Source organism: Citrobacter sp., assembly GCF_050252275.1.
GTDB lineage: Bacteria > Pseudomonadota > Gammaproteobacteria > Enterobacterales > Enterobacteriaceae > Citrobacter_A > Citrobacter_A amalonaticus.
In genome coordinates, this window is the sequence record NZ_JBFWLF010000119.1 from 1 (window position 1) to 12,804 (window position 12,804).

The following is a 12,804-nucleotide window of genomic DNA, read 5'->3' on the forward strand; positions in this document are numbered from 1 at the left end:
CCGGGCCTTCAGGCTTGCGCTGTCTCATCGCTTGCGATTACACTTTCGCCATCGATTAACATTCGGATAAATAAAAGGAGGATACTTATGCTGTACTGTGAACGCTTCATCGCTTCACATGCTTTTGGCGATCGCCAGTGCTCAAGCGTTATCGGTATCGTGCTGCGATAACTTCTGCTTGAGCGAAGCTAACTTCTGAATTCCCCTTCTCTCGGGCTTACCGGGTTATCGTCAGCGATGTTTGACGAGGCGTTTTGACGCCTGTAACTCTTGAGTAAGCAACAATGAGCACATTACTAACCGCACAATCCCTGCACGTTGATACCGCGTTCGGCACGCTTTTCGACGATCTGACGTTTACCCTGAAAAAAGGCGATCGCATTGGGCTGATCGGCTACAAGGGCTGCGGCAAAAGCACGCTGCTGAAAGTTCTCGACGGTTCAATTGTCCCGACTGGCGGCACCCTGGCGCTGGCGAACCACTGTCATCTTGCGCGTGTCGAACAGCATCTGCCCGACGAGATCCTGCCGCTGACGTTACAGGAAGCCGTTCTGGCACAACTTCCTGAACAAGAACGGGCCAGCCAGCTCTGGCAGGTCGAGGCGTTACTCGCGCAGATGGGCTTCAGTGTCCAGGATCGGCAATTAACGGCACAAACCCTGAGTGGCGGTCAGCATACACGTTTGTTGCTGGCCCGCGCGCTGATGCGCCAGCCTGATCTGCTGCTGCTTGACGAACCGGGGAACCACCTGGATTTGCCGACGTTACTGTGGCTGGAGCAGTTTCTACAGAACTGGTCCGGCAGTTTTGTGGTCGTGTCTCACGATCCGCAACTGCTCGACGCGATCACAAACGGCACGTGGATCTTGCGCGATCGTACCCTACACGCCTTTGCACTGCCCTGTAGCGCGGCACGCCAGGCACTGCTTGAACGCGACGCCAGCGACGCGTTGCGCCATAAGGCGGAACAAAAAGAGATCGATCGCATCACCGCCAGTGCGAAACGACTGGCCACCTGGGGCCGGGTGTATGATAACGAAGATCTGTCGCGCAAAGCGAAGCAAATGGAAAAGCAGGTATTACGTCTGAAGGAGATGCAAACGGATCTGACGGCAGGAAGTCAGTGGTCACTAACATTGCGCGGAGACGCGCTGCGGGCAGACCGTCTGCTGGAACTGTCTCAGTTGTCGGTCACGCCTGCCCCGGAGGCGCCGACGCTGTTTACCATTGCGGGCATCCGTTTGAAGAGCGGCGATCGGGTGGCGATCGTCGGGCGCAACGGTTGCGGTAAATCGTCGCTGTTAAAACTGATCTGGCAACATTATCAGACCGAACATGAATCAGATTCGCTGCGCCTCCACCTTCGCGTGACGCTGGGCTACTACGATCAAACGCTGCATCAATTACCGGATGACGCGTCGCTGTTTGACGCCCTGGAACCGTTCGCCCCGCAGCCGGATATCCGTAAAATGGCGCTAATTAGCGCGGGATTCCCGTGGATACGCCACGCGCAATCGGTCAGTACGTTAAGCGGTGGCGAGCGCTCTCGTCTGCTGTTTGTCGGTCTGTCGCTGGCGCGCTATAGCCTGCTGATGCTGGATGAACCGACCAACCATCTGGATATGGAAGGTAAAGAGGCGCTGGCGCAGACGCTGCAAACCTTTGAAGGCGGCGTGCTGCTGGTCAGTCACGATCGGCAACTCATCAGCCAGAGCTGTAATCGGTTCTGGTTTGTTGACGACGGCGAGCTCAGCGAATGGCACGATCTGGACGCCGTCTATGCTCGTATTCGACAATCCGCAACAGAACACTTGCCAGCGGTGTTGGAGGATAATGCTTCACTGGTCGCGGAGCTGGTTGATGAGGAGCAACTGCTGGAAAAACTGCTCGTACTCGAACAGCGTCTGGCTGAGGATCTGGCGCGAAAACCGAGACACCAGAAACCGCAGTTGCAGGCTCAGTGGCGTAAAGAGATAGACGACATCACCGCGCGTCTTTAACCCTCAATGCCCGGCAACGTGAGGTTTGCCGGGCAATTTGCGTGGCGCTTTCCAGTATTCATCCCCTCTCCTTTTCTCTTTGTTCATTTCGCCACACAATCGCACACGCGATGGCGAAAATTGTTGCGCCGAACGGAACACAATGCTAATGTTCCTCATGAAGGAACGAGGTGAAAAGGATGATCATGAATTTCAGGCACAAGGGATTACGCGACCTGTTTCTTCACGGTAAAACGTCAGGCGTGCTGGCAAAGCACGTCAAACGTTTGCGACACCGCCTCGCCGTGATTGACGCCGCAGGCTGCGTGAACGATATCAACATGCCCGGTTACCGGCTGCATCCTCTGAGCGGCGATCGTAATGGCGTCTGGTCAATATCGGTTTCAGGCAACTGGCGTATGACGTTCGAATTCGTCAATGGCGATGCGTATATTCTGGATTATGAGGATTATCATTAATGAAAATGGCGAATCATCCCCGCCCAGGGGATATCATTCAGGAAGCGCTGGACGAACTGAACGTCAGTTTGCGTGAATTTGCCAGAGCAATGGAGATTGCGCCCTCAACCGCCAGCCGGTTACTCACGGGCAAAGCGGCACTCACCCCGGAAATGGCGATCAAACTCTCTGTGGTGATCGGCAGCTCCCCGGAAATGTGGCTAAATCTGCAAAATACCTGGAGTCTGGCACAAGCGCAAAAAAGCGTGGACGTGTCCCGTCTGCGCCGTCTGGCGGTGCAGTAATCGCGTTGACAGCCGGGCAGGTAAACCCCGTCCGGCAAAATCGCTTATTGCTGTGGTTTTTTCGCTTTCCAGGCGTCCCATGCTTGTTTGATTTCCTGCTTTGCGGTCGCCGCGTCGTTAAAGCCGTTCAGCTCCACTTTCTTGCGTCCTTCCGGTAATTCTTTGTAGACGCGGAAGAACGATTCCAGGCGCTGAACTTCGATTTTCGGCAGGTCGGCCAGTTCCTTGATATTGTCATACGTAGGATCAATTTTGCTGGCGGGAACCGCCACAATTTTGTCATCCTTCTCGCCGCCATCAATCATTTTCAGTACGCCAATCGCACGCAGTTTGATCAGCGTTCCCGGTGCCATCGGCGCGCGGGTATAGAAAATCACATCCAGTGGATCGCCATCACCTGCCAGCGACTGGGTCAGCGAACCGTAGTTTGCCGGATAGGCCACCGGCATCGACTGAAAGCGGTCTGCAACGATAAAGCCGGTATTGGCGTCGGTTTCATATTTAATGATCCCGCCTGCCGGGATTTCCGTCACGGCGTAAAATTCTTCCGGATTGTTCTCCGGCTGTGGGAATTCGAGAATGTTCTGCGCCTGAACTGACGCGGAAAGAAGTACGCTCACAGCGAGCAATTTTTTGACCAGATGCATTGTTGGTTAACTCTTCGGTTATTTGTGAAGACAACACGTTACGTTTAGCTAATGACAGGATCATGACGTTTTTATGGCAAAAAAAAGGCGCTACCTGCGTAGCGCCTTCATCTGCTGAAAAAGGAATTAGTTTAGCCCTTCTTCACTCTCTTTTTTCGCTTCTGCTTTCTCGATATCACGGTACCAGCGCGGGTGGTGCTTCTTCGCCCAGCGGCGACTCACCTTCCCTTCAACCATCCCTTTAATCGATCCTTTCACCCAGAATGCCATGTACATATGAATGAGGATGGCGTGGATCAAAATGATCCCTGCCGCTGCGTGGATCAGCAGGCTGTAACGCACCACCTGCATCGGGAAATACTGCGCGAAATACGGACGCCAGATAATCACGCCGGTCACCAGCAGCACAAAAATCATGCTCATGATCGACCAGAACATCATCTTCTGTCCGGCGTTATATTTGCCGACATCCGCCACTTTGTGTTCGTTGCCTTTCAGCACTTCGACAATGTTTTTCAGCCACGGTATGTCTTTCTTGTCCGGGATGTTGTGGTGAACGAAGCGGACAAACATGAACATCAGCGCGATAAAGATCGCCACGCCAAAGAACGGGTGCAAAATGCGTCCCATCTGCGGCGTACCGAAGGTTTGCGTCAGCCATTGCAGCGTCGGGAAGAAAAATGAAATCCCCGACAGCGCGACCAGGAAGAAGCAAATCACCACCGTCCAGTGACAGGCGCGATCGATGAACTTCGTGCGCACAATCATTTTCGATTTACTCATGATGGTCCTCCTCGTCATCGTCCACTTCTTTGTTCGGACCTATACCGATGTAGTGATAGATCAGCCCGGCAAAGGTGGCGATAAATCCGGCGGCCGCTAGTGGCTTCAGCGCCCCTTTCCACAGATTGATAGAGGTGTCGACTTTCGGCTCGTTCGGTAAACCGTGGTAGAGCTCCGGCTGATCCGCGTGATGCAGGACATACATCACATGCGTACCGCCAACGCCCTGAGGGTTATAGACACCAGCATGTTCGTAGCCGCGCGCTTTTAGCTTCGCGACGCGCTGCTCGCCCATTTCCAGCATCTCTTGTTTGGTGCCGAAATGAATCGCCCCGGTCGGACAGGTTTTGACACAGGCCGGTTCCTGACCCACGCTGACGCGATCGACGCAGAGTGTACATTTATAGACGCGGTTGTCCTCTTTATTAAGGCGCGGAATATTAAACGGACACCCGGCGATGCAGTAGCCGCAGCCAATGCAGTGCTCGGACTGAAAATCGACAATCCCGTTGGCATACTGGATGATTGCACCTGCAGACGGGCAGGCCTTCAGGCAGCCCGGATCTTCACAGTGCATGCAGCCGTCTTTACGAATCAGCCATTCCAGTTTGCCGTTCTGTTCGGTTTCGCTAAAACGCATCACCGTCCAGGACTTGGCGCTGAGATCGGCGGGGTTGTCGTACACCCCGACACAATGTCCTACCTCGTCACGGATATCGTTCCACTCAGAGCAGGCCACCTGGCAGGCTTTGCAGCCCACACAGGAGGAGACGTCAATGAGCTTGGCGACCTCGGCTTTGTAATCACGCGCCTGCGGTGGCGGCGTAATCGTGTTTGTTGCGGACCGTTTGATGATGTCCTGCGTTTCCAAAGACATATGCTCGCCCCCCTTACGCCTTCTCGATGTTAACTAAAAACGCTTTGTACTCCGGCGTTTGCGAGTTTGAGTCACCGACGTTTGGCGTCAGGGTGTTGGCGATATAGCCTTTACGCGCCACCCCTTCAAAGCCCCAGTGCAGCGGGATCCCGACGGTTTCAACCTCCTGACCGTTGACGTGCAGCTTACGCAGACGACGTGTCACCACCGCAACCGCACGAATGAATCCGCGCTTGCTGCTTACCTTCACGTAGTCACCGTTGCCAATGCCTTTGGCGGCGGCCAGCGTTTCGCTGATCTCCACAAACTGTTCCGGCTGCGCGATAGCGTTCAACAGCGCGTGCTTGGTCCAGGTGTGGAAGTGTTCGGTCAGACGATAGGTCGTTCCGACATACGGGAACGCGTCCTTCTTCCCTAAGCGCAAGACGTCATCTTCATAGATGCGCACGACCGGGCTGGACACCACGTTCGGATGCAGCGGGTTAGTACCCAGCGGCGTTTCCATTGGTTCGTAGTGTTCAGGGAACGGGCCTTCCGCCAGTTTATCAAGGGCAAACAAGCGCCCCAGTCCTTCGGGCTGCATGATAAACGGACCGGTTGCGCTGCCCGGAGGCGCGGTGTTGAAGTCCGGGATATCGTTACCCGTCCATTTCGCCCCGTCCCACTGGATCAGCATACGTTTCGCATCCCACGGCTTACCGTTGATATCCGCTGATGCACGGTTATACAGCACGCGGCGGTTCAGCGGCCATGCCCATGCCCAACCCAACGTGTTGCCCAGCCCTGATGGGTCGGCATTATCGCGGTTGGCCATCTGGTTGCCCTTCTCCGTCCAGCTACCGGTGTAGATCCAGCAGGAAGACGAGGTCGTACCATCATCACGCAGTTGCGCGAAGCTGGTGAGCAGTTGCCCTTTCTTCGCAATCAGCACGCCGTTGGCGTCATAGAGATCGGCTAACGCGTAGCCGTTGTTCTCTTTCGCCACTTCTTCTGACTCTGGGTGATCCGGCTGTTTGTAGTCCCAGCGCATTTTCAGCAGCGGTTCCACACCTTTACCACCTTCTGTGCGATACATTTCGCGCAGACGATGGAAAAGCCCGGCCAGAATTTCACCGTCGTTACGCGCTTCACCCGGTGCATCCTGACCTTTCCAGTGCCACTGTAGCCAACGCCCGGAGTTGGCAATGGAGCCATCTTCTTCAGCAAAACAGGTGGATGGCAGGCGGAACACTTCCGTCTGAATGGACGCCGGATCGACATCGTTCGACTCGCCGTGGTTCTGCCAGAAGGTTGAGGTTTCAGTCACCAGCGGATCGATCACCACCATGTACTTCAGCTTGCTCAGGCTGCGAACCACTTTGTTTTTGTCCGGAAAGGACGCAACCGGGTTGAAGCCCTGACAGATGTAGCCGGTGACTTTCCCGCTATCCATCATGTTGAAGTATTTAATGACGTCGTAGGCCTGATCCCATTTCGGCAACCAGTTAAAGCCCCAGTCATTCTCTTTCTGCGCATCATCGCCGTAGAACGCTTTCATCAAGCTGACGGCAAACTTCGGATAGTTGCTCCAGTAGTTCACCTGATCCGCCAGCGTGGCTTTCGGCGTGTTGGCGTTCAGCCAGGTCTGCCAGTCGCTCTGCTTTTCCGACGGCAGCGTCAGATAACCAGGCAGACTGGTGGAAAGCAGTCCGAGGTCAGTCAGCCCCTGAATATTCGAGTGACCACGCAGGGCGTTCACGCCGCCGCCGGCCATCCCCATGTTGCCGAGCAACAGCTGGATCATCGCCATCGTGCGGATGTTCTGCGCCCCGACCGTATGTTGGGTCCAACCCAGCGCATACAGGAACGTGGTTGTACGATCCGCCGCACTGGTGGAGGCCAGCACGTCACACACTTTCAGGAAGTCAGCCTTCGGCGTCCCGCAGATGTTCTCGACGACGTCCGGCGTATAGCGGGAAACGTGCTGTTTCAGCAAATTCCATACACAGCGCGGATGCGACAGAGTGTCATCGCGTTTGGCATAGCCGTTTTCATCGAACTGGTAGTTCCAGGACGACTTATCGTACTGCCGTTTTTTCGCGTCATAACCGCTGAATAAACCGTCATCAAAGGTAAAATCATCCCGCACCAGCAGGCTGGCGTTGGTGTAATGCCTGACGTATTCGGCGTTAATTTTGTTATTTTCAATCAGATACCGCAGCACACCGGACAGGAACGTAATGTCCGTGCCGGAGCGAATCGGCGCATAAATATCCGCAACCGAGGCGGTACGGGTAAAACGGGGATCGACAACAATCAGCGTGGCGTCATTGTTGTTCTTCGCTTCCATCGCCCAGCGGAAACCCACTGGATGGGCTTCAGCGGCGTTACCGCCCATCACCATCACGACGTTGGCGTTTTTGATATCAACCCAGTGGTTGGTCATCGCACCGCGACCAAATGTTGGAGCAAGACTTGCTACCGTTGGTCCGTGTCAGACGCGCGCCTGGTTGTCTACTGCCAGCATGCCGAGTGAGCGCACAAATTTTTGCGTCAGCATGCCGGTTTCATTACTGGCGGCGGAGGCGCAGAGCATCCCCGTGGAAAGCCAGCGGTTTACCGTTACGCCCTGTTCATTTTTCTCGATAAAGTTGGCGTCGCGGTCGGCTTTCATCAGTTTTGCAATGCGGGTCAGTGCATCATCCCAGCTAATGCGTTGCCATTTGTCGGAGCCGGGTGCACGGTATTCCGGGTAGCGCAAACGGTTTTCGCTATGAATGTAATCCAGCAGACCGGCGCCCTTCGGACACAATGCGCCACGGCTGACCGGATGATCCGGATCCCCTTCGATATGATAAAGCGCTTCTTTGGCGTTTTTTGCTCCATCTCCCAGGCTATACATTAATAGCCCGCAACCTACGGAACAGTATGTGCAGGTGTTTCGGATCTCTTTCGCGCGCAACAGTTTATAATTTCGCGATTGAGCCAGTGCCATTTTGGGCGTAAATCCCAGCGCAGCAACCGTTGTTCCAGCCATACCGCCCGCGCAGATTTTAAAAAACTTTCTGCGGCTGACGTTCATTGCTTTCCCTCTTTTTCCAGAGTTGTCATGTCGCCGAGGAAACTAACAGCAATACCCATATTTTTTTTGAGTCAAATCAATAACGAAACGGTTCCGCTACTAAATAGCCCCAATTGTCGGTTTTATATACCACTAAGGTGGTAACCCCTCTTCGGATTCACCTGGATAATTTCGCTAAAAAAGTGCTATATATTTCGACTTCTTTTTAGATAAGGCATGGGAAACGGCAAACGGAATGACGAAACAAAAAGCAACGCTGATTGGACTTATAGCCATTGTGCTGTGGAGCACCATGGTAGGTCTGATTCGCGGCGTCAGTGAAGGACTTGGGCCAGTCGGCGGTGCGGCGGCAATTTATTCATTAAGTGGACTGTTACTGATATTTACCGTGGGATTTCCCACTATCCGTCGTTTTCCTGTTGGTTATTTAATCGCCGGTAGCGTGCTGTTTGTCAGTTATGAAATATGTCTGGCGTTATCGTTGGGCTATGCCGCCACACGTCATCAGGCGATTGAGGTCGGTATGGTTAATTATTTATGGCCAAGTCTGACTATTTTATTCGCGATTTTGTTTAATGGTCAAAAAACCAGCTGGATAATCGTTCCTGGATTACTGCTCGCGATAACCGGTATTTGTTGGGTGCTGGGGGGCGAAAATGGTCTGAATCCAGGGGAAATTATCAGCAATATCACCAGCAGTCCATTGAGCTATTTTCTCGCCTTTCTTGGGGCATTTATCTGGGCGACCTACTGTACCGTAACCAATAAATATGCACGTGGATTTAATGGCATCACGGTTTTTGTTTTACTGACCGCACTCAGTTTGTGGGTCCACTATTTTCTGACGCCGCAACCTGAAATGGTGTTCAGTACACCGGTGGTGATAAAACTGGTCTCTGCCGCCCTGACGTTGGGCTTTGCCTATGCGGCCTGGAACGTGGGAATTTTGCACGGGAATGTCACCATCATGGCGGTTGGTTCGTATTTCACACCGGTGCTGTCATCTGCGCTGGCAGCCGTGCTGCTGAGCGCCCCGCTATCGTTCTCTTTCTGGCAGGGTGCCATTATGGTCTGCATCGGTTCTCTGCTGTGCTGGTGGGCTACACGCCGCGTATAACGCTCTACCGGGTCGGTACGCTTTCTGGCCCGGGCTTCACCTTCGCGCGACAAATCGTCACTCGTTTATTTTTAGGATATTCATCTTTTGTTAGAAAATTCTTATTTGATTTTTCTGACCACTCAACCATAACTGTATTAATCAATGGTATAGGATTTATTTATTTCATCTTTATTAAGAGCGTTAACTCATTAACTTTATGTTAAATTTATGCTAACAAGACGCTAATAAATCAGTGAGTTACGTTGTTTGACAATTATTAATCCGTATATAGTACACATTGTTAACTAACTCAATTAATAACCAATTCCGCGTATATAGTCCCCTGTGAAAATATTGCATGAAAGGTAATTTCTAAGAAGATCTGCGACTCAGATTTGACTTAAGGCGATCTGGATCACACAAATGGAAATAATCTGCAATTACATGAAACTTATTATTGAATTGATACTGCTGCGTAATTTAAAAATAGCTTGCCATTGATTAAATGATTCGATCGACAATGGTTCAGGAATCACACCAAGAAAATTATAAGGATTGTTAACAATGAAACTTAAATTAGTTGCAGTGGCAGTGACTAGCCTGTTGGCAGCAGGCGTCGTGAATGCGGCAGAAGTGTATAACAAAGACGGCAACAAACTGGATCTGTACGGTAAAGTTACCGCTCTGCACTACTTCTCCGACAATGACGGCGATGATGGCGACAAAACTTATGCACGTCTGGGTTTCAAAGGTGAAACGCAGATTAACGATCAGCTGACCGGTTTCGGCCAGTGGGAATATGAATTCAAAGGCAACAACGACGAAGCGAATGGCAACAAAGGCAACAAAACTCGTCTGGCGTTTGCTGGTCTGAAATTTGCTGAGTTCGGTTCTTTCGATTATGGCCGTAACTATGGCGTTGCTTACGACGTTGGCGCATGGACCGACGTTCTGCCTGAGTTCGGTGGTGACACCTGGACCCAGACTGACAACTTCATGACTGCCCGTACCACTGGCGTTGCAACCTACCGTAACACCGACTTCTTCGGTCTGGTTGAAGGCTGGAACTTTGCCCTGCAGTATCAGGGTAAAAACGATCGTGGCGACGAAGTTAAAGCGAACGGTGACGGCTTCGGTCTGTCCACCAGCTATGAGTACGAAGGTTTTGCAGCAAGCGCCGCTTATGCGAAATCTGACCGTACTGATGACCAGGTTGCCTACGGTGACAACAGCCTGAATGCTTCCGGCGACAACGCTGAAGTGTGGGCTGCAGGCCTGAAATATGATGCAAACAACATCTACCTGGCAACTACCTACTCTGAAACTCGTAACATGACGCCGTTCGGTGATGATCACATCGCGAACAAAACTCAGAACTTTGAAGTTGTTGCTCAGTATCAGTTCGACTTCGGTCTGCGTCCGTCCCTGGCTTACCTGAAATCCAAAGGTAAAGACCTGGGTGCATGGGGCGACCAGGATCTGGTTGAATACGTTGATGTTGGCGCAACCTACTACTTCAACAAAAACATGTCTACCTATGTTGATTACAAAATCAACCTGATCGACGAAAGCAACTTTACTCGTGCTGCTGGTGTAGGCACTGACGACATCGTTGCCGTTGGCCTGACCTATCAGTTCTAATTTTTTAGAATTGAGCTGTACAAAAGCCAGCCCACGATGGGCTGGTTTTTTTTCCCCCTAAATCGAATCGGTCATAAGGAGAATGCCGTGCAAACCTATACAGGACGTTGTCTCTGCGGGCAGAGCCATTTCACCGTCGACCTCGAATCCCTCGATGTCTACGCCTGTCACTGTACGATTTGCCAGAAATGGTCCGGTGGGATCGCGATGTATCTGGAAGCCTGTGGGCAGCCGATGATGGATGCCGATGCATCCGACCCGGCGCATTTTGCATCGTCGCCACGCGGGGAACGGTATTTTTGTTCCGGCTGTGGATGTCCGCTGTGGATCAAGTTGACCGACACTGAGCGCTACTTCATTCCCTGGACGTTGCTCGAATTTAACGAGGTCGATCGTCGTCGTCTGATCCTCGCCGCTGAGATTTATACCGAAACGCAACCCGCATTCTGGCGGCTGACGGGTCAGTACGCTCGTCTGAGCGGCAAGGAAGTGGAAGAACTGGACAACCGCTGCCAGTTCACCTACTGAGTTACTCGCGTGCGGCCTTCGCCAGACTGAACCACATGCCGACTGCCAGCAAAATCAGCATGCTCCCGGCGCTGCTTAATGCCACGCTATGCGACCAGGTAAAAGCCTGCTTCGCGGCCAGCAGAACAGGATCCGCCAATGCCGAGGGAAGCGACTGCGCCAGTTGTACCGCTTCACCCATTGAAGACGAGGCACGTTCCATTTCTCCGGCGTTCAGACCGTCAGGAAGAGCAATCGACGCAGAGAAACTGCGGCTGAGCAACAGACCAAAGACAGCAATTCCCAGCCCCGCCCCCAGCTCATAGGCCATCGTTTCGATCGCCCCGGCCGCTGCCGCTTTCTCGGCTGGCGCCGCCGCCATGATCGCCGCCGTTGAGGCCAACAGCGCGCTGGCGGCACTGAATCCCAGTAGCGCCATTAACATCCAGGCCTGAATTTGCTGGGTACTGAAATCCGTTGCCGCCAGGCCATAGAAACTCAATGCGCTTAGCGCCATTCCGCCGGTTGCCACTTTCCGCAGCCCCAGTCGTGATACCAGCATCCCGGCAATCGGGCCGCTAAACCCACTGGCCAGCATCACTGGCAGCATAAACAATCCAGCCTGATACGGCGTTAAGCCATGAACAAACTGCAATTCCTGCGCCATTAACAGCTCAAAACCGACCAGTGTAATCATCGCTGTCATCGCCATCACCACGCCGCTTAAGATAATACGATGGGTGAACAGGCGCATATCAATCATGGGACGACTCGCCGCCAGCTGAATGCGGACAAACTGCGCCAGCAACAGTGCGCCGCTCACCAGCGCCAGCGCGATAACGCCGGTAGCTATGTGCCCTTTCAGCGCCGTTTTCGCGCTGTAAACCAGCAGCAGAATCGCGACAATCAGCATAATGGCATGTCCCAGATTGAGCGACTGATCGCGACGTCCGGCCTGACGCGGAACATAGCGCGCGGTGAGCGCCACCACGACAAGTACAATCGGCACATTGATTAAGAACACTGAGCCCCAATAGAAGTGCTCAAGCAGCATGCCACCCACCAGCGGGCCGAATGCCGCCCCGCCAGACCCCACTGCCGCCCAGACGCCAAGCGCCATGTTGCGATGGCGTGCTTGCGAGAAGGTGGCGCGGATCCCGGCCAGCGTCGCCGGTACGATCATCGCTGCGCCAATTGCCAGAATGGCCCGAGTGGCGATCAGCCAGCTGGCGGTGTGGGCAAAGGCGGCAGCCAGTGACGCGAGACCGAACAGCGTCCCGCCGAGGATCAGCAGGCGCTTAAAGCCGATGCGATCGCCGAGCGCGCCCATCGGCAGTACCATCCCTGCCATCACCAGCGAGTAAATATCAATGATCCACAACAGCTCGTTGCCACTGGCACCCAGCGTCATACTCAGCGTGGGTGCGGCAACGTGCAGCACCGTTGC

General features: G+C 53.4%; 11 protein-coding genes. 6 read left to right on the forward strand and 5 right to left on the reverse strand.

Going from position 1 to position 12,804, the window contains the following annotated elements; translation table 11 throughout:
* Positions 1-284: 284 nt before the first annotated feature.
* From AB7E14_RS11845 to AB7E14_RS11855, 3 genes are all read left to right on the forward strand, one after another.
* Positions 285-2,000 carry an ABC-F family ATP-binding cassette domain-containing protein gene (locus AB7E14_RS11845; RefSeq protein ID WP_316961659.1) on the forward strand — a complete coding sequence of 572 codons (1,716 nt, stop codon included), beginning with the start codon at positions 285-287 and terminating at the stop codon, positions 1,998-2,000.
* Positions 2,001-2,179: 179 nt separating this feature from the next.
* Complete coding sequence (locus AB7E14_RS11850; RefSeq protein WP_316961660.1) at positions 2,180-2,458, forward strand: type II toxin-antitoxin system RelE/ParE family toxin; 279 nt, start codon at positions 2,180-2,182, stop codon at positions 2,456-2,458.
* Entirely contained in the window at positions 2,458-2,742 is a 285-nt protein-coding gene (locus tag AB7E14_RS11855) for a HigA family addiction module antitoxin (RefSeq protein WP_043000693.1), read from the forward strand. Before AB7E14_RS11850 ends, AB7E14_RS11855 begins: the two co-directional genes overlap by 1 nt.
* A gap of 44 nt (positions 2,743-2,786) precedes the next feature.
* Here the strand turns inward: AB7E14_RS11855 and AB7E14_RS11860 are convergent, their stop codons facing one another.
* The 4 genes from AB7E14_RS11860 to fdnG form a co-directional block, all read right to left on the reverse strand.
* The gene (locus tag AB7E14_RS11860; protein WP_044257938.1) at positions 2,787-3,389 is read right to left on the reverse strand and encodes an inorganic diphosphatase; all 603 of its coding nucleotides are present in this window, start codon (positions 3,387-3,389) and stop codon (positions 2,787-2,789) included.
* A gap of 126 nt (positions 3,390-3,515) precedes the next feature.
* Entirely contained in the window at positions 3,516-4,172 is a 657-nt protein-coding gene (fdnI, locus tag AB7E14_RS11865) for a formate dehydrogenase-N subunit gamma (RefSeq protein ID WP_043000691.1), read from the reverse strand.
* A complete protein-coding gene (fdxH, locus tag AB7E14_RS11870; RefSeq protein ID WP_043000690.1) occupies positions 4,165-5,049 on the reverse strand; it encodes a formate dehydrogenase subunit beta in 885 nt (294 codons plus the stop codon). The genes fdnI and fdxH overlap by 8 nt, the downstream gene beginning before the upstream one ends.
* 13 nt (positions 5,050-5,062) lie before the next feature.
* Entirely contained in the window at positions 5,063-8,110 is a 3,048-nt protein-coding gene (gene fdnG, locus AB7E14_RS11875; RefSeq protein ID WP_428169548.1) for a formate dehydrogenase-N subunit alpha, read from the reverse strand.
* Positions 8,111-8,345: 235 nt separating this feature from the next.
* Here fdnG and yddG point away from each other — a divergent pair, with 235 nt between their 5' ends.
* The 3 genes from yddG (at position 8,346) to AB7E14_RS11890 (ending at position 11,378) form a co-directional block, all read left to right on the forward strand.
* The gene (gene yddG / locus AB7E14_RS11880) at positions 8,346-9,227 is read left to right on the forward strand and encodes an aromatic amino acid efflux DMT transporter YddG (protein WP_044326782.1); all 882 of its coding nucleotides are present in this window, start codon (positions 8,346-8,348) and stop codon (positions 9,225-9,227) included.
* Between the two features lie 546 nt (positions 9,228-9,773).
* On the forward strand, positions 9,774-10,850 hold the full coding sequence (gene ompC, locus AB7E14_RS11885) for a porin OmpC (RefSeq protein WP_046402011.1): 1,077 nt from the start codon (positions 9,774-9,776) through the stop codon (positions 10,848-10,850).
* Positions 10,851-10,937: 87 nt separating this feature from the next.
* Positions 10,938-11,378, forward strand: a complete 441-nt coding sequence (locus AB7E14_RS11890; protein WP_043000687.1) for a GFA family protein — start codon at positions 10,938-10,940, stop codon at positions 11,376-11,378.
* A gap of 1 nt (position 11,379) precedes the next feature.
* Here the strand turns inward: AB7E14_RS11890 and AB7E14_RS11895 are convergent.
* The coding region (locus tag AB7E14_RS11895; RefSeq protein ID WP_428169549.1) for an MFS transporter at positions 11,380-12,804 on the reverse strand (1,425 nt) is incomplete at its 5' end.